This is a genomic window from Amycolatopsis sp. DG1A-15b, assembly GCF_030285645.1.
Taxonomy (GTDB): domain Bacteria; phylum Actinomycetota; class Actinomycetes; order Mycobacteriales; family Pseudonocardiaceae; genus Amycolatopsis.
In genome coordinates, this window is record NZ_CP127296.1 from 5,455,979 (window position 1) to 5,475,186 (window position 19,208).

At 71.1% G+C, this 19,208-nt stretch carries 24 protein-coding genes; 4 read left to right on the forward strand and 20 right to left on the reverse strand.

Annotated elements, in window-relative coordinates; translation table 11 throughout:
- Positions 1 to 10 precede the first annotated feature (10 nt).
- From QRY02_RS24935 to QRY02_RS24945, 3 genes are all read left to right on the forward strand, one after another.
- Positions 11 to 1,552, forward strand: a complete 1,542-nt coding sequence (locus tag QRY02_RS24935) for a GMC family oxidoreductase (protein WP_285985274.1) — start codon at positions 11 to 13, stop codon at positions 1,550 to 1,552.
- 78 nt (positions 1,553 to 1,630) lie between these two features.
- Positions 1,631 to 2,089: an SgcJ/EcaC family oxidoreductase gene (locus QRY02_RS24940; RefSeq protein ID WP_285985275.1), complete on the forward strand. Its 459-nt coding sequence runs from the start codon at positions 1,631 to 1,633 to the stop codon at positions 2,087 to 2,089.
- Positions 2,090 to 2,112: 23 nt separating this feature from the next.
- Positions 2,113 to 2,568, forward strand: coding sequence for an SgcJ/EcaC family oxidoreductase (locus tag QRY02_RS24945; RefSeq protein WP_285985276.1), 456 nt, complete (start codon positions 2,113 to 2,115; stop codon positions 2,566 to 2,568).
- A 161-nt stretch (positions 2,569 to 2,729) separates the two neighbouring features.
- Here QRY02_RS24945 and QRY02_RS24950 read toward each other — a convergent pair whose 3' ends face one another.
- The 14 genes from QRY02_RS24950 to QRY02_RS25015 form a co-directional block, all read right to left on the reverse strand.
- Complete coding sequence (locus tag QRY02_RS24950; protein ID WP_285985277.1) at positions 2,730 to 3,194, reverse strand: peroxiredoxin; 465 nt, start codon at positions 3,192 to 3,194, stop codon at positions 2,730 to 2,732.
- Positions 3,195 to 3,205: 11 nt separating this feature from the next.
- Complete coding sequence (locus QRY02_RS24955; protein WP_285985278.1) at positions 3,206 to 3,676, reverse strand: SgcJ/EcaC family oxidoreductase; 471 nt, start codon at positions 3,674 to 3,676, stop codon at positions 3,206 to 3,208.
- Between the two features lie 14 nt (positions 3,677 to 3,690).
- A complete protein-coding gene (locus tag QRY02_RS24960) occupies positions 3,691 to 4,149 on the reverse strand; it encodes an SgcJ/EcaC family oxidoreductase (protein WP_285985275.1) in 459 nt (152 codons plus the stop codon).
- 117 nt (positions 4,150 to 4,266) lie between these two features.
- Entirely contained in the window at positions 4,267 to 4,917 is a 651-nt protein-coding gene (locus QRY02_RS24965) for a DUF899 domain-containing protein (protein ID WP_285985279.1), read from the reverse strand.
- Between the two features lie 21 nt (positions 4,918 to 4,938).
- On the reverse strand, positions 4,939 to 6,384 hold the full coding sequence (locus QRY02_RS24970) for an aldehyde dehydrogenase (RefSeq protein WP_285985280.1): 1,446 nt from the start codon (positions 6,382 to 6,384) through the stop codon (positions 4,939 to 4,941).
- 69 nt (positions 6,385 to 6,453) lie between these two features.
- A complete protein-coding gene (locus tag QRY02_RS24975) occupies positions 6,454 to 7,902 on the reverse strand; it encodes an MFS transporter (protein WP_285985281.1) in 1,449 nt (482 codons plus the stop codon).
- Positions 7,903 to 7,997: 95 nt separating this feature from the next.
- Complete coding sequence (locus tag QRY02_RS24980; protein WP_285985282.1) at positions 7,998 to 9,161, reverse strand: epoxide hydrolase family protein; 1,164 nt, start codon at positions 9,159 to 9,161, stop codon at positions 7,998 to 8,000.
- A gap of 133 nt (positions 9,162 to 9,294) precedes the next feature.
- Positions 9,295 to 10,473: an acyl-CoA dehydrogenase family protein gene (locus tag QRY02_RS24985; protein WP_285985283.1), complete on the reverse strand. Its 1,179-nt coding sequence runs from the start codon at positions 10,471 to 10,473 to the stop codon at positions 9,295 to 9,297.
- Positions 10,474 to 10,591: 118 nt separating this feature from the next.
- On the reverse strand, positions 10,592 to 11,137 hold the full coding sequence (locus tag QRY02_RS24990; RefSeq protein ID WP_285985284.1) for a carboxymuconolactone decarboxylase family protein: 546 nt from the start codon (positions 11,135 to 11,137) through the stop codon (positions 10,592 to 10,594).
- A complete protein-coding gene (locus tag QRY02_RS24995; RefSeq protein ID WP_285985285.1) occupies positions 11,137 to 11,577 on the reverse strand; it encodes a DUF6187 family protein in 441 nt (146 codons plus the stop codon). The genes QRY02_RS24990 and QRY02_RS24995 overlap by 1 nt, the downstream gene beginning before the upstream one ends.
- Positions 11,570 to 12,895, reverse strand: coding sequence for an FAD/NAD(P)-binding protein (locus QRY02_RS25000; protein WP_285985286.1), 1,326 nt, complete (start codon positions 12,893 to 12,895; stop codon positions 11,570 to 11,572). The genes QRY02_RS24995 and QRY02_RS25000 overlap by 8 nt, the downstream gene beginning before the upstream one ends.
- Positions 12,896 to 12,920: 25 nt before the next feature.
- Positions 12,921 to 13,400, reverse strand: a complete 480-nt coding sequence (locus QRY02_RS25005) for a DUF6423 family protein (RefSeq protein ID WP_353069583.1) — start codon at positions 13,398 to 13,400, stop codon at positions 12,921 to 12,923.
- A 260-nt stretch (positions 13,401 to 13,660) separates the two neighbouring features.
- Positions 13,661 to 13,972: a DUF6235 family protein gene (locus QRY02_RS25010; RefSeq protein ID WP_285985288.1), complete on the reverse strand. Its 312-nt coding sequence runs from the start codon at positions 13,970 to 13,972 to the stop codon at positions 13,661 to 13,663.
- Positions 13,973 to 14,107: 135 nt separating this feature from the next.
- The gene (locus QRY02_RS25015) at positions 14,108 to 14,251 is read right to left on the reverse strand and encodes a hypothetical protein (protein ID WP_285985289.1); all 144 of its coding nucleotides are present in this window, start codon (positions 14,249 to 14,251) and stop codon (positions 14,108 to 14,110) included.
- Positions 14,252 to 14,414: 163 nt separating this feature from the next.
- On the opposite strand from QRY02_RS25015, the gene QRY02_RS25020 reads away from it, so the two are divergent.
- Positions 14,415 to 14,648, forward strand: coding sequence for a hypothetical protein (locus QRY02_RS25020; RefSeq protein ID WP_285985290.1), 234 nt, complete (start codon positions 14,415 to 14,417; stop codon positions 14,646 to 14,648).
- 341 nt (positions 14,649 to 14,989) lie between these two features.
- Here QRY02_RS25020 and QRY02_RS25025 read toward each other — a convergent pair whose 3' ends face one another.
- The 6 genes from QRY02_RS25025 to QRY02_RS25050 are packed head-to-tail and all read right to left on the reverse strand — an operon-like array spanning position 14,990 to position 19,208.
- On the reverse strand, positions 14,990 to 15,202 hold the full coding sequence (locus QRY02_RS25025) for an acyl-CoA carboxylase epsilon subunit (protein WP_285985291.1): 213 nt from the start codon (positions 15,200 to 15,202) through the stop codon (positions 14,990 to 14,992).
- 18 nt (positions 15,203 to 15,220) lie between these two features.
- The gene (locus tag QRY02_RS25030) at positions 15,221 to 16,918 is read right to left on the reverse strand and encodes an acyl-CoA carboxylase subunit beta (protein WP_285985292.1); all 1,698 of its coding nucleotides are present in this window, start codon (positions 16,916 to 16,918) and stop codon (positions 15,221 to 15,223) included.
- The gene (locus QRY02_RS25035) at positions 16,915 to 17,082 is read right to left on the reverse strand and encodes a DUF6222 family protein (RefSeq protein ID WP_285985293.1); all 168 of its coding nucleotides are present in this window, start codon (positions 17,080 to 17,082) and stop codon (positions 16,915 to 16,917) included. Before QRY02_RS25035 ends, QRY02_RS25030 begins: the two co-directional genes overlap by 4 nt.
- A gap of 54 nt (positions 17,083 to 17,136) precedes the next feature.
- Positions 17,137 to 18,168: an NAD-dependent epimerase/dehydratase family protein gene (locus QRY02_RS25040; protein WP_285985294.1), complete on the reverse strand. Its 1,032-nt coding sequence runs from the start codon at positions 18,166 to 18,168 to the stop codon at positions 17,137 to 17,139.
- Between the two features lie 13 nt (positions 18,169 to 18,181).
- Positions 18,182 to 18,754 carry a flavin reductase family protein gene (locus tag QRY02_RS25045; RefSeq protein ID WP_285985295.1) on the reverse strand — a complete coding sequence of 191 codons (573 nt, stop codon included), beginning with the start codon at positions 18,752 to 18,754 and terminating at the stop codon, positions 18,182 to 18,184.
- Between the two features lies 1 nt (position 18,755).
- On the reverse strand, positions 18,756 to 19,208 hold the full coding sequence (locus QRY02_RS25050; RefSeq protein WP_013228629.1) for an acyl-CoA thioesterase: 453 nt from the start codon (positions 19,206 to 19,208) through the stop codon (positions 18,756 to 18,758).

Genomic DNA, 19,208 nt, shown 5'->3' on the forward strand with positions numbered 1-19,208 from the left:
GGAGACGCCCATGTACGACTACGTCATCGTCGGTGCGGGCTCGGCGGGCTGCGTGCTCGCCGCGCGCCTGTCCGAAGATCCGGACGTCAAGGTCTGCCTGCTGGAAGCGGGCCCGGCCGACAACGCCGAGAACATCCACGTGCCGTCGGCGTTCGCCACGCTGTTCCGCACCCGCTACGACTGGGACTACGACAGCCACGACGAGCCCGCGCTGAACGGGCGGCGGGTGTTCCTGCCGCGCGGGCGCGTGCTCGGCGGGACGAGTTCGCTCAACGCGATGATCTACGCGCGCGGCAACCGGCTCGACTTCGACGAGTGGGAGACGCCGGGCTGGACCTACGACGAGATCCTGCCGTACTTCAAGCGGTCCGAGGACAACGAGCGCGGCGCCGACGAGTTCCACGGGACCGGCGGGCCGCTGACCGTCTCCAATGGACGGTCGAACAACCCGAGCGCCCAGGCCTTCGTGGACGCCGCCGTCGAAGCGGGGCTGCCGGCCAACGACGACTTCAACGGGAAGAACCAGGACGGCTTCGGGTTCTTCCAGGTGACCACGCGCGACGGGCGCCGGTGCAGCACGGCGGTGGCGTTCCTCCGCCCCGCGCTGGGGCGGCCGAACCTGACCGTCGAGACGAACTTCCAGGCGCACCGGGTACTGATCGAGAACGGCCGCGCGGTGGGCGTCGCCGGGCAGCGGCTCGACGAAGAGCTGACGATCCGCGCGGACCGGGAGGTCATCCTCTCGGCGGGCGCGTACAACTCGCCGCAGCTGCTGATGCTGTCCGGCGTCGGGCCGGCCGCGCAGCTGGGGATGCTCGGCATCCCGGTGGCGGCGGACCTGCCGGAGGTCGGGCAGAACCTGCAGGACCACGCGCTGGTGCCGTTGACCTTCACGCACTCGCAGCCCGTCAGCCTGCTGACCGCGATGGAACCGCAGAACATCCGGCGGTTCGTCGAGGAGGGCACCGGCCCGACCGCGTCGAACGGCCCGGAAGCGGGCGGGTTCGCGCGCACCCGGTCCGGCATCCCGGCCCCGGACGTGGAGTTCTTCGCGGCCCCGATCATGTTCGTCGACAGCGGCCTGGCGTTCCCGACCGCGCACGCGATCTCCTGCGGCCCGGCGCTGCTGACCCCGGAAAGCCGGGGCAGCGTGACGCTCGCTTCGGCGGACCCGACGTCGAAACCGCGGATCGTGCACAACTACCTGCTCGAAGAAGCGGACATGGTGACCGCGGTCGAGGCGCTGCGGATGGGCCTGCACATCGCCCGCCGGCCCGCGATGCGGCCGTACACCGAGGAACTCTTCCGCGCCCCGGAATCGGAGTCGGACCAGGACCTGCGCGCCTACGTCCGCCGCTGGACGCATTCGATCTTCCACGCTTCGGGCAGCTGCGCCATCGGCACCGTCGTCGACGCTTCCCTGCGCGTGCACGGCGTCGACGGCCTGCGCGTCGCCGACGCCTCGGTGATGCCGAAGGTCGGCCGCGGCCAGCCGAACGCGGCGGCCATCGCGATCGGCGAGAAAGCGGCCGACCTGATCAAGCTTGGTTGAGCAAGCACGAATCGAGAAAACGGCGGCTCCGCCGCCCGCACAATAATCACGGGAAGGCCTTCGGATTAGGAGATTTCTATGTCGGTGAGTGCTGAGGACAGGTTGTCCGCTTACTACGGCTCGTTCACCAGTGAGCGGGAGAAGGAAGTCTTGAGTGTTCCGCTGCGCCTGGTCGGTGCGTGGGCGGAGAACTCGGCCGACGGTGTGGCCGAGGTGTTCACCGAGGACGGGATCCTGATCCTGCCGGGTGATGTCTACAAGGTCGGCCGGGACGAGATCCGGGCGTTCATGAAGGCCGCTTACGCGGGCCCGTTCAAGGGTTCCGGGGTGACCGGCCAGCCCGTCGACGTGCGGTTCGCATCGGACTCGGTCGCTCTGGTGCGCACCCACGGCGGGATCCTCGCCGCCGGTGAGACGGAGATCGACCCGGAACTGGCGGTCCGGTCGACCTGGGTGTGCGTGAAGAAGGACGGCGAGTGGTACCTCGCCGGCTACCAGAACAGCCCCCGTGGCGCCGGCGCCACCCTTCGTTGGTAATCACCTCACCTAAGGAGAACCCCATGCCAGGCAAGGCATCCGAACTGGTGGCAGGCGCCAAGAAGTGGGCCGCCAACTACGGCGACTTCCCCAACGGCGAGGAGGGCGCGATCCTCACGATTCCCCTGCGCGTCCGCGGCGCCTGGGACCGCAACGACCCCGAGCTGCTCGCCGAGGTCTTCACGGACAACGGCAGCATGCTCGTCGGTGACCAGCAGCTCAAGAACCCGGCCGAGGTCCGCGACTACCTGAAGAAGGCCTTCGAAGGCACCTACGCCGGTTCGCGTCTCGTGGAGACCCCGGTCGTCATCCGCAAGCTTTCCGAGGACGTCGCCTTCGCCGTCACCAAGGGCGGGATCGTCCTCGCGGGCGAAACCGAAGTGGCCCCGGAGCGCGAGGTCCGCGCCACCTGGGTCATCGTCAAGGACGGCGGGGACTGGAAGCTCCTCAACCACCAGACCAGCCCGATCGCCGGCTGACCCACCGCCCCACCCGAGGCCCCCTGCTCCTCGAGCAGGGGGCCTCGGCGCGTCCGTCCACCCGAGCACGAGCCGCCGGACGCACGCCGCCGGCCGGGGCCGGGGCGGGGCATGAGCGAGCCCCCGAGCGCGAAGGAGCGCTCGGGGGCTGGGGAAGCGGATCAGCCCGCGAGGGCGGCGACCGCCTTCTTCCACCGGGTCTGGTCGCGGGCCTCGCGGGGGGACACCACTTCGGCGAAGCGGACGGTTCCGGTCCCGTCGATGAGGAAGGTGCCGCGGTTGGCCATCCCGCCCTGGTCGTTGAAGACGCCGTAGGACTGCGCGACGGCTCCGTGCGGCCAGAAGTCCGACAGGAGGGGGAACGTGAGGCCCTGCCGGTCCGCCCACGCCCCGAGGGTGAACGGCGTGTCCACCGAGACGCCGACGACCTGGACGTTCTCGTCGGTGTAGCCCGCCAGTTCGTCGCGGACCTGGCAGATCTCCCCCTCGCAGATGTGGCTGAACGCGAACGGGTAGAAGACCAGCAGCACCGGCCGGACCCGCCACAGCTCGCTGAGCGTGACCGGTGTCCGGCCGGTGTCGGGGAGCGTGAAGTCCGGGGCCGCCGAACCAGCTTCGACCGTCATGAGACTCCTCCTCATCCCTTGAGCGGGCTGGTCTGGTGCGAGAGCAGCCGGAGCCCGTCGCCGGTCCGCACCACGATCCAGGTGACGCGGACCTGACGTTCGGGGGCCGTCTCGGTCTCGCCCTCGAGCAGGATGCCGCCCTGGCTGATGATCATCGCGGTGGTGTCGTCGAGGAACCGGACGGTCAGCGGCCAGCCGCGGACGCGCGCGCCGCGGAAGTGGCCCTCGAAGCCCGCCTTCATGTACTCGCGGATCTGCTGGCGGCTGGTGAGCTGGTCGTCCTTCATCAGCAGGCTGCCGTTGTCGGTGAAGGTGTCGGCGAAGAAGTCGGCGTCGTTGCGCTCCCAGCCCTCCTGGATGCGCATCGCAACGGTCAGCACGGCCTTCTCGTCGTCGCCGGTGAACTCGCGGTAGTACGAGGTGTCCTCTTCGATGCCCGCGGCGGCCAGGATCGCCGACGCGTCGCCCCACGCTGAAGCCATGGTGATCGTCTCCTTTACCAACGAAGGGTGGCGCCGGCGCCACGGGGGCTGTTCTGGTAGCCGGCGAGGTACCACTCGCCGTCCTTCTTCACGCACACCCAGGTCGACCGGACCGCCAGTTCCGGGTCGATCTCCGTCTCACCGGCGGCGAGGATCCCGCCGTGGGTGCGCACCAGAGCGACCGAGTCCGATGCGAACCGCACGTCGACGGGCTGGCCGGTCACCCCGGAACCCTTGAACGGGCCCGCGTAAGCGGCCTTCATGAACGCCCGGATCTCGTCCCGGCCGACCTTGTAGACATCACCCGGCAGGATCAGGATCCCGTCCTCGGTGAACACCTCGGCCACACCGTCGGCCGAGTTCTCCGCCCACGCACCGACCAGGCGCAGCGGAACACTCAAGACTTCCTTCTCCCGCTCACTGGTGAACGAGCCGTAGTAAGCGGACAACCTGTCCTCAGCACTCACCGACATAGAAATCTCCTTGTCCGTCCGGTATTCACTGTCCCGCACCCGGAAACGTGGAGAGTCCTCTCCGTTGCGCACAAAAAGGGGCCGGGACGTCGTCGTCCCGGCCCCCGCGAAGAAATGTCAGTACTCGTCGCGTGGACGCCACCACTGGTACGGCGCTGTCTGCGGCCAGCCCTCCGGCGAGTCCTCCCAGAACTCCTGGCGCCCGTACGGGGTCAGGTCCAGCAGGTTGAGGTCCAGCCGCAGCTTGTCCAGGCCGCGGGATCCGGTGAAGTACGTCCGGTACACCTTCTCGCCGTCGCGCAGGAACACGCTCAGCGTCGAGCCGGCGCCGGCGCCGCAGTCGTCGTTGAACTCCTGGTCGCACGACAGCCACTTCAGCGGCCAGCCCATGCGCTCCCGGTACTCCTGCAGCTGCGCCTGCGGCGCGGGCGAGACCAGCACCAGCCGGGTGTCGCGCTGCTCCAGGTGCTCCAGGTGCGGCAGGTTGTCCGCCACCGCGGAACAGCCGGGGCACCGGTGGTCCGACCCGGCCTCCATCATGAAGTGGTAGACGATCAGCTGGCGCTGCCCGTCGAACAGGTCGGCCAGCCCGACCTTGTCGCCGGCGGCCGTGACGAACACGTAGTCCTTCTCGAAGGCGACCATCGGCTGACGGCGGCGCTCGGCGGCCAGCGCGTCGAGGATGCGGGTGACCTCCTTTTCGCGCGCCAACAGCTTCTCGTGAGCGATCTGCCACTCTTGCGGTGACACGATCTTGGGAAGGCTCATTTGTCCTCTCCTCGAGGCAATTCAGGTTGCCTTGTGCAGGTAGATCGATTTGTATTGGAAAAACGTGTCGAAACCCTCGGGTCCCAGCTCGCGGCCGAGCCCGCTGGCCTTGACACCGCCGAACGGCGCGCCCAGGTCGAGGTCGTAGTAGTTCACCCCGACGCTGCCCGAGCGCACCCGCCTGGCCACGGCGATCCCCTCGTCCACATCGGACGTCCAGATCGTGCCGCCCAGGCCGTATTCGGAGTCGTTGGCGATCGCGACGGCCTCATCGACGTCACGGTACGGGATCACCGCGAGCACCGGCCCGAAGATCTCCTCGCGCGCGATGGGATCGCTGTTGGCCACGTCCGCGAAGACGGTCGGCCGGACGTACCAGCCCCGCTCCTGCTCCGCCGGGACGCCGCCGGCCACCAGCCGCGCGCCGCTGCTCTGCCCGAGCCGCACGTAGGACTCGACGCGCTCACGGTGCCGCGAGCTGACCATCGGGCCGATTTGCGTCGCGCGGTCGAGCGGGTCGCCGACCTTCAAGGTGTTCGCCAGCCCGGCGACCGCGTCGACCACCTCGTCGTAGCGGGAGCGCGGCGCCAGGATCCGCGTCGAGAGGTAGCAGGCCTGCCCGCTGTTCAGCAGCGCGCACGCAGCGAGCCCCTGCGTGGTGGCGGCGAGGTCGGCGTCGTCGAGCACGATGGCGGCCGATTTCCCGCCCAGCTCCAGGGTCACCGGCCGCAGCAGCCTGCCGCAGATCTCGCCCACCTTGCGCCCGGCCGCGGTCGAGCCGGTGAACGCGACGCGGTCGACGCCCGGGTGCGACACCAGGTGCTCGCCGATGTCCGCGCCACCGGTGACGACGTTCAGCACGCCCGGCGGCAGGCCCGCCCGATCGGCCGCGGCGGCCAGTTCCAGCGCGCCGAACACCGTCTCCGGCGCGGGCTTGAGCACCACCGTGCACCCCGCGGCGAGCGCGGGCGCGACGGTGAACATGGTGATGGGCTGGGGGAAGTTCCACGGCACGACCACCGCGACCACCCCGACCGGCTCGCGCCGGACGATGGTCTCGCCCATCCCGTCGAACCGTTCGCGCCGGTCCTCCACCACGGTCCGCCGGGCCAGCCCCGCGTGGTAGCGGAGCAGCCCGATCGGCGCGCCGCCCTCGCTGGGCAGCGCCACCGAGATCGGTGTTCCATTTTGGACGGACGTGGCCGCGGCCCGCTCCGGGACGGTCTTCTCCAGCTGGATCGCGAAGCGCTCCAGCAGTTCCGCTCGCTCCTCGACCGGCAGGCCGGTCCACGACGGGGTGCCGAACGCACGGCGCGCCGCGGCGACCGCGGCGTCCACATCGGACTCCGAGGCGAGCGGCGTGGTGCCGTTGCGCTCCCCGTCGGCCGGCGAGATCGCCGCGACCGTGCCGCGACCGGGTCTGCGCCATTCGCCGTCGACGTACAGGGCGTGGTAGTCGAAACTCATGGGACCTTCTCCATCCCGGGGAAAGGCCCCGGCGGACCACGGGGTCCGCCGGGGCTTGCGAGCGCCGGCTCAGTTGATCGGCGTCTCGATCACTTCTTCGGCAGGCGGCCGCACCTCGACGACCGGCCCGGCCGGCTTCGGCTTGCCGGGCGCGAACAGCGCCACGGCCGTGCCGGCCAGCGCGACGATGCCGCCGAGCACCAGTGCCGCCTGGAAACCGGACAACGACGCTTCGGCCGACTCGAAGCTGCCGTTGGCCGCGAAGGCCGCACCCAGCGCCACGACGCCGAACACCCCGCCCAGCTCGCGCAGCGCGCTGTTCACCCCCGACGCCACGCCGGCGTCCTCCGGCGGGACCGACGCGAACACCAGGTTGATCGTGGTGGGCAGGCACATCGCGATACCCGCGCCGCCGAAGATCAGCGGAACGACCATGCTGCCGTAACCGACGCCGGTCGAGGTGACCAGGCCGATCCAGAGCAGGCCGACGCCCAGCAGCGCCAGGCCGGCGACCATGAACGGCTTGCTGCCGTGCTTGTCGGCCAGCTTGCCCGCGAACGGCGCCACCACCAGCGGCATCGCCGTCCACGCCAGCAACTGAAGACCGCTGACCATGGCGTTGCTGCCCAGGCCGAACTGGAACAGCTGCGCCAGCACGAACAGCGCACCGATCAGGGCGAAGTGCTGGAGGAACGCGGAGATGTTCGCCACGGTGAACCCGCGGTGGCGGAAGTACTCCATCGGGATCATGGGGTACTTCGCCTTGAACTCCCACGCCACGAACACCGCCAGCAGCACCACCCCGCCGAGCACCGAGCCGTAGGCCTCGAACGAGCCCCAGCCGATGGACGGCGCCCGGACCGCGGCCCAGACCAGCCCGAACAGGCCGGCCGAGGCGAGCAGCAGACCGGGCACGTCGATCTTCGGACGCGGGCCCTTGCTCTCGCGCAGCAGCACCGCGGAACCGACGGTGGCGGCGATCCCGAACGGGACGTTCAGCCAGAAGATCCAGTGCCACGAGATGCCCTGGGTGATGATGCCGCCGACGACGGGGCCCGCCGCGATCGCGATGCCCGCGACGCTGCCCCAGATGCCCATGGCGGCGCCACGCTTCTCCGGCGGCGTGGCGTCGGCCAGCAGCGCGAGGCTGACCGGAATGGACACACCGGCGGCCACGCCCTGGATGACCCGGGCGATGATCAGGATTTCGATGGTGCCCGCGGACGCGGCCATGATCGACGCGATGGTGAACGCGGCCAGGCCGATCACGTACATCCGCCGCCGCCCGAACCGGTCGCCGAGCGCGGCGCCGGTGAGCATCAGGCAGGCGAACGCCAGGTTGTAGGCGTTGATCGTCCACTCCAGGTCGGCGAGACCCGCGCCCAGGTCGACCTTGATCGTGGGTATGGCGGTGACCACGACCATGACGTCCAAAGAGGTCAGGAACGCGCAGACGGACACCAGCGCCAGCGCCCATCCCGGCCGCAGGGGACGTTCGGTCCCGCTAACAGCACTCACGACGGCACCTCCCTGCGGTCCGGTTCCGAAGAATCACCGTCATCACAAGCTCCATTCGTCGCGTTCCCCCCGGCACCCGGTGCGCCGGCGTGGTTCTACCGTTCCTTCACCAGCCGGCCGAACGCCTGCAGTTCGGCGATGTAGAGATCGGGCACCTCCATGGCGGGGAAGTTGCCGCCGCGGTCGTACTCGTTCCAGTGCTGGATCGTGGAGAACTCGCGTTCCGCCCAGCGCCGGACCGGCTTGAACGGGGCGTGGGGGAACACCGCCACCCCGAGCGGCACGGTCAGCTCGAAGTAGCGGCCCGCGCCCGGCGAGATCGGCAGGAAGTCGACGCTCTCGTAGTAGAACTGGCCGGACGAGCCACCGGTCCCGGTCAGCCAGTAGATGGCGGGGATGGCCAGCACCTTGTCGCGGTCGAAGGCGTCCTCCGGCAGCCCGCCGTGGGTGTCGGCCCAGTCGCGGTACTTCTCGATCACCCAGGCGAGCTGGCCGACCGGCGAATCGGTGAGCCCGTAGGCGACCGTGTGCGGGCGGGTCGCCTGCAGCTTCATCGAGCCGGACAGGATCTTCGCGAACGTGTCGGACTTGCCCCAGGAGTGCTGGTCGGCCTCGCTGAGGCCCTCGAGGTCGGCCGGGTCGTCGCCGGGCGCGGTGACCAGGGTGTTGAGGTGCACGGCGAGCACGTGCTCGGCGTCCTGCAGCCCGAGCACCAGCGCGACCCCCGAGCCGAAGTCGACGCCCTGGGCGATGTAGCGCTCGTAGCCCAGCTCCGCCATCAGCTGCGCCCAGGCACGGGCGACGCGCTGGGTGTTCCAGCCGCCTTCCGGTGCCGGGCCGGAGAAGCCGAAGCCGGGCATGGACGGGATGATCAGGTGGAACGCGTCGCCGGGGTCGCCCCCGTGGGCGCGCGGGTCGGTCAGCGGGCCGATCACGTCGAGGAACTCGACCACCGAGCCGGGCCAGCCGTGCGTGATGATCATCGGCGTGGCGTCGGGCTCCGGCGAGCGCACGTGCAGGAAGTGGACGTTCGCCCCGTCGATCGTGGTGGTGAACTGGGGGAACGCGTTGAGCCGCTCCTCGACCTTCCGCCAGTCGAACTCGGTGCGCCAGTACTCGGCGAGGTCCTTCAGGTAGTCGACGGGCACGCCGCGGTCCCAGCCCGCTTCGGGCAGCCCGACCGGCCAGCGGGTGTCGGCCAGCCGCCTGGCCAGGTCGTCCAGCTGGGCCTGGGGGATCTCCACGCGGAAAGGTTGCATTTTTTGGGCGCTCCAATCACGGGGTCACGGCTCCAGCCCGCGAAGCCAGACCACCGGTCTTAGGATCGCGGGCAAGACACCGGATATCATCTTCGAAAATGCTCTGCACCCGAAGGTGGTGGAAAACAACCGCTCAGAGGTAGTCGGTGTTCGGTTCGAGACCGCACAGCAGCCGGCCGTACAGTTCCAGGCTCGTGTCCGGATTGGTCAGCGCGTGAATGGCGACCGCGTTCACGTCGCGCTGGATCCGGGTGATCGGGACGTCGTGGAAAATCGAGGACCCGCCGCTGATGGTGGCGATGAGGTCGACGGCCTGCTTGCACAACTGCGCGACGCGGCCGAGCTGCACCCGCGAGGACGCGCGCTCGGTGACCGTCCACTGCTCGCCCTTGACGAGTTTTTCCTCGACGAAGTCGGCGAAACGGTGCGCCCTGGCCTCGGCTTCCTCGATCAGCAGCCCGGCCTCGCCGACACGGATGTGGGTGATCGGCGCTTCGGCCTGGCTCGGGTAGTGCGTGTAGGAAATGCCGCGGCCCGGCAGCCGGTCGAGGAAGCTCTCCAACGCGTACTTCGCCGCGCCGATGAGCTGGCCGGCCGTCGCGACGGTCGACGTCACCAGCATCGGGGTGAGGTGGTAATTGGGCTTCGCGGAATTGACGACGGATTTGCACTGGTCCGTGAAGAAATCGGCGGTCTTCACGATCCGGGACGAGGGGACGAACACGTCGTGCGCGGTCACCGTGACGCTGCCGGAACCGGGCAGGCCGTGGGTGTACCAGTCGTCGACGATCTCCAGGTCGGAAACCGGGATCAGCGTGGTGATCGGGCCGTCGGCGGCCTCGGGGCCGTCCGGTACCGCCGCGGTGACCTTCCACTGCGCGTGCAGGATCCCGCTGTTGAACCGCCAGGTGCCCGAGATCCGGTACCCGCCGTCGACCTTCGTCGCGGTGCCGGTGGTGGCGAGCGTGCCGCAGACGCGCACGTTCTCGGTGGCGAAGACCTCGTCGAGCACCTCGTCGGGCCAGAGCCCGGCCATCCAGTTCAGCAGCGCGTAGACGGAAACGCAGAAGGCCGCGGAACTGTTGCCGCGCGCGAGTTCCGCGTGCACGTCGATGAGGGTGTGCGCGTCGCTTTCGTAGCCACCGTACTGCTTCGGCGCCTGCATCTTGAGGATGCCGGAGAGCTCGATGGCGTCGACGACGTCGTCGGGCAGCCTGCGGTGCTCGTCGATCCAGAGCGCCCGCGACCGCAGCAGCGGCACCAGCTTGGACGCGCTCTGAACGAGCTCGTCCCTCGTCGGTGTCTGTGACATTGTGTTCCTCCGCGTCTCGACCGGTGCTCGGCACCCATCGTGCGCGCAGGTGAGAACCACGAGCGTCTTTTCGAATGCCCGGTCTATAGAGGACCGCGGAATTCGCCGCCGCGCGGGCCTACGGGGCCAGCATTCCGGCCAGGCCCTCGTACCCGGCTTCCTTCAGCCGCAGCCCGGACTTCGTCGCGTACGCCGCGTCCGCGCGGATCCCCAGCCCCTCCACCATGCGGTTCATGAAGTTGAACAACGCGCACACCAGCACCGCGTCGTGCAGCGCCCGCTCGTCCCAGCCGGCGGCGAACACGGCTTCGGCGTCGGCGTCGGTCATCCGGGACGGCGTCCGGGTCAGCTTGCCGACGTAGGCCAGCACGGGCCGGAGCTTGTCGCCGACCGGCGCCGTCGCGAGGTCGTCGAGCGCCGCGGCGAGCAGTCCTGCGGGCACGCCGAACGCCTCGGCGGTCACCGTGTGGATGCCGTGGCAGTAGCCGCAGTCGTTCAGCCCGGACACGTAGGCCGCGATCAGCTCGCGTTCGCCCTCGGTGAACGGCGATTCGCCGCGCAGCACCAGTTCGTGGAAGGCCAGCAGGTGCCGCGCCGGGCCCGGGTGCGCCTGGAACACCTGCAGCAGCGTGGTTTCCTCCGGCAGGGACTTCAGGTACGACATCAGGTGCCTTCCGTTCCGTCGGCGTACCGGTCGGCGAGCGGGTCCACGTCCGCCCGGCGCAGCGAGCACGCGGTCAGATGAGCGATCGTGGCCGCGCCGGCGCCCGGCACGGCCGTCGTGGCCAGCGCGTGGGCCACTTCCCACTCCCGGCGCAACGCGCCGGGAGAGCCCGTCGGGCTCCCGTGGCCGGCGAACGCACGCAGCTCCCGCCAGTACCCGGCGCCCGAGGCGACCAGTGCGGCGAACCCGAACCCGCCCACTCCGTGGCGCGCCTGGTCGACCACCTGGGTCACGAGCGCGGTGTCGTCCGCCAGCCGGGCGAGACCCAGGCCGGCCAGCAGCCGGTCGGCGTCCAGGCCGAGCAGGATGACGCCGGCTTCGACCGAGGCGGGCGCCTCGACGTCGGGCAGCACGAACCGCAGGTCACCGCGGTCAGACATCGGCCGTCACCCGCAGGTCGAGAGCAGCGCCCCGCAGCCGGGCGGCCACCGCCGCGGCGACCCGGGCGGTCGCCACCCGGTGCCCGTCGATGTTGCGGGAGGCCGGGCCGAGCACCATCCCCGCCGCGGCCCCGACGACCGACACCGCGGGCGCGTGCCGGTAGGACAGCGTCGCCTCGTCCAGGTCCGGCCAGCCGTCCCGGGCCCCGACGAGCCCGGCGGGCAGCAGCCCGGTTCCTATCGAGGGGATCGTGCCGAGCGCCAGCACGGCGTGGTCGGCGTCGACGCGACGGCCGCTCTCCAGCCGCACCACGGCCGTCCCGGTGACGCCGGCGGAGACTTCCTTGACGGCTTCCCCGCGGTGCACGACCAGGCGGCCTTCGGCCTCGGCCCGTTCGAGCAGCGGCCGGAACTCGAACATGATGGAGGCACGGCGGAACTCGGCGGTGAGGTCGAGGCGCTCGGACCAGCCGACGCCGTCGAACCGCTTCCGGCCCTCGGGCCGGAAGAAGGTGGAGTTCACGTCGGCGCACTGGTAGTGCTCCCGGGCTTCGCGCACCACCCAGTGCACCTCGCGGCCGCCGTCGAGCGCCGCGGCGATGAGGTGGGCCGCGGTGAGCCCGGCGCCGACCACGATCTGCCGCTCGCCGGGGCCGGGCGGCGGCTCGTCCCAGTACGACACGGCGGCGGGCGGCGGGCCACCGCCCCACCACCGCTCGGGGGCGGTCCGGCGTTCCTCGCCGAGGCACAGCACGACGTGCCGGGCGCGGACGGTCGAGCGGGTGGTGTGCACGGCCACCCCGTCGCCGTCCGGGTGCACCCCGGTCACCGAGGCGCACCACAGCTTGTCCCGGACGTGGTGGGTGACCGCGAGGTGGTCGGTGTAGGCGTGGAAGACGTCGACCGGCACGACGGACCGGTGACCGGCCTGCGCCATCCGGATCTCCCGGCGCTCGACCGGGGTGAGCCGGCCCCAGTGCAGCCGGGCGAAGTCGAGCAGCTCGCAGTCGCGGAAGCCCTCGACGCCGGGGTGGTGTTCGTACGGCGACCGCAGCACCCGCTGGTCCAGCCGGTCGATGCGGTCGAAGAACCGGCCGCACGAGCGGCCTTCCCGGTCCAGCACGACCAGCTCGGTGACGCCGTGGTGCCAGAGCGCGGACGCCACCGCCAGCCCGGCGGGGCCCGCGCCGACGATGACGACGTCCGCGGTGGTGGGCGGGACCGGGTCCCGTGGCGGCGGCGCCGGGGCCGACGGCCGGGGCCAGTGCCGGCCGCGCGGCGACTCGAGCAGCCGGGGCTCGGGGATGAACTTGATCACCAGACCGCTTCCGTCCTGGGCGCGCTCAGCCGATCACGGTCACCGGCACGATGAGCTCGATCACGGGCCGCTGCCGCATACCGTCCGCGACCAGCTCGTCGAGCGTCTGGCGCGACTTCTCGGCGCTGTCGGTGGCGATCGGGCTGTAGCGCGAGTAGAAGTAGGTCGGCTTGCGGCCGCCGGTCTCCATCGAATAGGTCTTCAGCACCGTTTCCCCGGGGCGGACCTCGCCGTCGTAGAACGTGAGGCGGCGTTGATCGGGGGTCATGAAGCTCTTCGCGAACTGCGGCGACATGAGCATGGCGTCGTCGACGAAGGTCGACTCCTCGTCCATCACCGCCTGCATCGCGACCCAGGTCTGGTCGGTCAGGTTGGTCTCGGCCTTGATCACCTGCCACCGGCCGGCTTCCGGCAGGCTGATGCTCACCGAGACGTCGTGGTCGGTCGTGTCGATGGCGCCGGTGACCATGAGCACCCGCCGGGCCAGATCGGCCGTACCCACCATCTGGATGTCGCGCGCCCGCACGCGGCTCGATACGTCAAGACCGGGCAATTCTGGTGACGACACGGTACAGCCTCCTCGTTATTCAAGCCCCCGGAAATAACGGTCTGACCTGCGGCCTCATGGCAGGTTTTCACACCGCCGAAGACGCTGTCAAGGTGAGGAATGCACGGTCGCGCAACGCATTTGTGGCCGATCGGGCCGGTGATTGTCTAGCCCGTTCAGCCCAGCCGGGTCGCCCAGCGTGACCACGGCCGCTTCGTTCACTCCGGCTCGGCACCTTCGGGCTGCGACGCGCGGACGCCGAGGTCGTCGTCGATCGTCCCGACGTAGCGGATCTCGAACGCGGAATGAGCACGCTGAACCAAGATCTTCACCACGAGACCCGGTTTCACCATCACCAGTAAATTACCCGGATCGCTGGGGTCGCCGAAAATGTCGTAGACCAGGAACGCAGATCCGTCACCCACGGCGAACAGTGCCTCGTAAACAATGTTCCGCTCCGCCTGCGGCGCCGACTCGGCCCACCGTTCGAGCACCTCGACGCCAGCAGTGAGCTGGAGGCGCACCGCCATCCGCCGGCCTCCCAACCGAGTGTCCGACCGGCTCCGGGCACTCCCGCCGCCGGCGGCGCCGGTGACACCCCGGCCCCGACCGTTCGAGTATCGCGTGGCCGGAGTCCGGAGGTCATCTTCGATAATGCGACGGGTTCAGTTGTAGCCGAGGACGATGTGTTCCCGCAGGTATTCGCGTTCCCGGGGAAGCACGCTTTCCGCCTCGGGGGCCGTCTCCAGGTGCCGGCTGCCCCGAGCTTCCGGGCCGGCGGCCCGATCGGCGGGCGTCGTGGTCTCCATGGCTCCTCCATTCCGTCGGTTCCGTCGATGTGAGGTACACCATCCGCCCTTGGGATCGAGGAATGACCGTGAATCGGTCATGCACCCAGGTGCGCAGCGCACAAGTGGCCGCATGACCGACCCCTGGAGTGCACTGGAAGCACGACGACCCGGAAGGAGCACCGTGACGACCTCCCACCACCCGCCGAACAACCACCTCAGCGCGGCCGAGAGGCAGCGAACGTGCGCAGCGTGCGGCCGCCCCTTCGAACCGGGCGACCGCACGGGCCTGGAGGTGTTCCTGGACGGCGAAGTCCACTACGCGGCCGTCCACGACAGCTGCAGCACTTACCCGGCGGCCCGCGAGAGCACGATCGCGGGCAAGCTGCGCCGGATGCGCACCTCGGAGGCAGCCTGACACGCCTCGCGCCGGCGGTCCGGCACTTCGACGACCGGATCCCCGGCACGCTCCGCCGGCTTCGACGATCCACAGTGGATGGTCGAAGCGGGATCCCGGCAGAACGGCGCACCGGACAACACAACGTGCTCCGCCATCCGGCGGAGCACGCGCTGGAGCCGGTCCGCCCGACGGCGGCCCGGTGGTCTGGGGATCACCACCCGATCAGCGCACCGCGGCCGCATCGAGCAGCCCGCCGCCGCCCGGTCGGCGCGGCCGAACCGGCGCCCGCCACCGCCGCCGTCAGTACCACGCCGGCCGCGGGCCCGGATGAGCGCACACGACCCGCGCCCGCAGCTCCCTCAGCGCGGCAGGCCCGACAACCGCCACGCGCCGGGGCCCGGCCGCGGTGGGCCCGTGCGCGACCGGGACGGGTCCGCCCAAGGGCTCCGCGGCGTCGCTCCCGGCGCGCCCTCACCGCGGGTCACCGCCGCCAGGACCACCAGCAAAGCCGCGAGTTCCGCGTCCTGCGGGTGGCCCCGCACCACGATCCGGGTTGCGTCGTCCTCTGTCACCGGGGCTCCCGCGGTCCGTCAGATCGGCTGGTTGCCGTGCTTGCGGGCCGGCGCAGGCTTGCGCTTGTCGCGGAGCATCGCCAATCCCCTGGCCAGTGCCGCGCGGGTCTCCGCCGGGTCGATGATGTCGTCCACCAGGCCGCGCTCCGCCGCGTATTGGGGGTTCAGGTACTCCTCGGTGTACTCGCCCACCAGCTTCGCTCGCAAAGCCGCCGGGTCGGCTGCCGCCGCGAGGTCGCGGCGGTGCAGGACGTTCACCGCGCCCTCCGCGCCCATCACCGCGATCTGGTTGGTCGGCCACGCCAGGGACAGGTCGGTCCCGATCGACCGGGAGTCCATCACGATGTACGCGCCGCCGTACGCCTTGCGCAGGATCACCTGGATGCGCGGGACCGTCGCCTCGCAGTAGGCGTGCAGCAGCTGCGCGCCCTGGCGGATGATGCCGCTGCGTTCCTGCTCGACACCCGGTAGGAAGCCCGGCACGTCCACCAGGCTGACCAGCGGGATGCCGAAGGCGTCGCAGAACCGCACGAACCGGGCCGCCTTCTGCGACGCCGGGCCGTCCAGCACGCCCGCGAAAACCGACGGCTGGTTGCCGACGAACCCCACGACCCGGCCGTCGATCCGGGTGAGCGCGCAGAGCACGTTGCGCGCCCAGCTCTCGTGCAGCTCGAAGAACTCGCCGTCGTCGGCGAGCTCGGCGAATACCTCGCGCATGTCGTACGGCCGGTTCGGCTCGGCCGGCACGATCTCCGCGAGCCGCGGCCGGTAGTCGTCGCGGGCGCCGACCTCGGCGGTTTCCGGCGCCGGCTCCAGGTAGTTGGCCGGCAGCAGCGAAACGAGGTACCGGACGTCGGCGAGGCAGCTCTCCTCGTCGTCGTGCACCACCGTCGCGACACCGGAGTACGACCCGTGGACGTCGGCGCCGCCGAGTTCCTCGTGCGACACGACGTGCCCGCTGACCGCCGCGACGACGTCCGGCCCGGTCAGGTACATCCGCGAGGTGTCGCGGACCATGAACGTGAAGTCGGCCAGCGCGGGCGAGTACGCCGCACCGCCGGCGCACGGGCCGAGGACGACGCTGATCTGCGGCACCACGCCGGACGCCTCGACCTGGCGGCGGAAGATCCCGCCGTACCCGTTGAGCGCGAGCACGCCCTCCTGGATCCGCGCGCCGCCGCTGTCGTTGAGCCCGATCACCGGGGCGCCGTTGGCGATCGCGAGGTCGAGCACCTTGTGGATCTTCGCCGCGTGCGCTTCGCCGAGCGAACCGCCGAACACGGTGAAGTCCTGGGCGTAGACGAACACCCGCCGGCCGTCGATGGTGCCGGAGCCGGCGATCACGCCGTCGGTGTGCGGGCGGTTCCCGGACGCCGCCTGGTGCCGCCGGTAGGGCTCCAGCTCCAGGAAGGAGTCGTCGTCGAGGAGTACGGCGAGCCGCTCGCGGGCGGTCAGCTTGCCCAGTGAGTGCTGCCGGCGGACGGCGTCGAGCTGCCCGTCGGCGATGTGCGCGCGCAGTTCCTCGCGCCGCTGCCGCAGCAGCCGCATGTCCGGCGCCGCGGGCGGTTCCGCGCCCGCGGGCCGGGTCAGCGAGATCACCCGCGCTTCGCCCGGCTCGGCGGAGCGCACCGGCCGGGACCGCCGGCTCCCGCTGGGGACCGGCACCACTTCGGCGTCGTCCGGCCGCCGGGCGGCGTTGTCGTGCGATCCGCTCACGCGGCATCCCGGGCCCGCGCGAGGTCGTCCCGCTCGATCTCGGCGACGATGTCGGACCACACGATGCCGCGCCCGAGCCGGGGCATCGGCCGCACCGGAACCTCGGCGGGCTCGGGCACGAACCGCCCGGGGTCGGTGGAAGCGCCGGCGTCGCTGGCAGTCATAGCGTGACCTCCTCGGTCGAGGTGCCCCCGGCCTTCCCGGGAGCGGCGGGCAAATCAGCGGGCACGCCCGGCGGCAGGCGAAGCGGCGAACCCGCGGGAGCTCGCGCGGCCCGCCTGCCGGGCGGTCAGCACACCGGCGCCGTGCAGCCAGCGAACGGCGTCGGTCACCGTCTCGGCCGCCGGGCGGGCCGGGACTCCCGCGTCCGGGGCCGTGGGCGCGACCGGCTCGGCGACGGCGCAGACGTGGATCGCGCCGTGCTCCGCCGGGATGTGCCACGGCCACGCCCGCTGCAGCAGCCCGCCCAGGCGCCCGACCGGGGTCAGGAGCGCGGGCGGGAGGAACACCGCGGGCAGCCGGCGGCCGGTCGCCGCGCGAACCAGGTCCAGGTAACCGCGGGTGGTCACGAAGTGGCCGGGCCCGAAGTACGCGGGCCCCACCGGCCCCGGGGCCGTCAGCACCGCCGCCAGCTGGGCGGCCGTGTCGCGGACGTCGCCGATCGGCAGCCCACCGGACGGCCAGAACGGCATCAGCCCGCGCAGCAGGTCGCGCAGGCGGGCGTTCTGGTCGCCCAGCCGCGGGTCCTCCGGCCCGAGCAGCGCCGGCGGGTACACGATCGTCACCGGGACACCCTCGTCGCGGTGGCGCCGCGCGATCCGCTCCGCCGTGGCTTTCGCCGCCAGGTACGGCTCCCGCGACGTGCCCACCGGCGTCTCCGGCCCGATGCTCCCGGCCGCCGGGTACAGCGCACCCACGGTCGAGACGTGCACGATCCGCCCGGCGCCGGCGGCCCGCGCGGCCGCCAGCACCGTCTCCGTGCCGGCCACGTTCACCCGCGCCAGCTCGGCCCGGCGGCGGCTGTCGAACGAGTAGACGCCGGCCGCGTGCAGGACGGCGTCCGCGCCCGCGACCAGCCGGGCGACCGCCACCTCGTCGGTGACGTCGCCCGGCACGACCTCGACGCCGTCCGGCACGGTCCCGGCGGCCGGGACCCGGGCGAGCACGCGCACCCGGGCTCCGGCCGCCACCAGCAGCGCGACCGTGTGGGCACCGAGGAACCCGGTCCCGCCGGTCACCGCGATCACCATGACTCCGCTCCCCTCACGCCGCGCGGGCGCGCCCGTCGACCTCGTGGTAGCCGCCGCCGTAGAAGACCAGCGCGTGGTCCCCGGTGCCGCGGCTGGTGGCGAGCACCCGGCCGAGGAAGATCGAGTGGTCACCACCTTCGAGCGTCTCGGCCAGCTCGCACTCCAGCCAGGCCAGCGTTCCGTTGAGCAGGGGGGCGCCGGTGTGCGCCCCCGCCGTCCAGCCCACGGCGTCGAACTGGGCCAGCCCGTCGGGCCGCCGCCAGTCGGCGAAGTACTTCGACAGGTCCTGCTGCCCGGCGGCGAGGATGTTCACGCCGAACGCCCCCGCCGTGATGATGGAGTTGTGCATGCGAGCCGCCTTCGACACGCAGCACAGCACCATCGGGGGTTCCAGCGAGACCGACGAGAACGCGTTCGCGGTCATCCCGTGCGCGTCCTCGCCGCCCGCCGTCAGGACCGTCACGCCGCTGGCGAACTGCGCCATCACCTGGCGCAGCCCCTGCTGGGCGGTGAAACCGCGGCGTGCCGGCGACGTCGGGAGGCGCTTGAGCACGGTCGTCTCGGAGGACTCTCGTTCGTCGCCCACTTCAGGCTCCCTTGCCGTTGACCGCGGCCGTCGAGTAGGGCACCAGCGCCTCGCGCAGCTGCTCGGGGACCCGCGACGGCACGGTGGCCGTGTTGGGCCCGCGCATGCAGGCGATGCGTTGCCGTCCCCGCGCCACCAGCCGCTCGTCGCCGCCCTCGGTGAGGTGGACGTAGTCGAAGGCGAACTGGATCTGCGTCGAGGTGAGCTCCTCCAGCCGCAGCCGGATGGACAGCTCGTCGAACGCGGTGATCTCGGCGAAGAACTCGCACTCCACCTTGAGGGTGAACAGCTTGAGGTCGTGCCGGACCTCCTCGAGCACCGCCGGGGCCTTCTCCTTGAGGAACATCTCGCGGCAGCGGCCCTGCCAGCGCACGTAGTTCACGTAGTACACGTTGCCCACCAGGTTGGTCTCTTCGAAGCCGACCGTGTGGCGGATCTCGTAGTAGTCGGACAT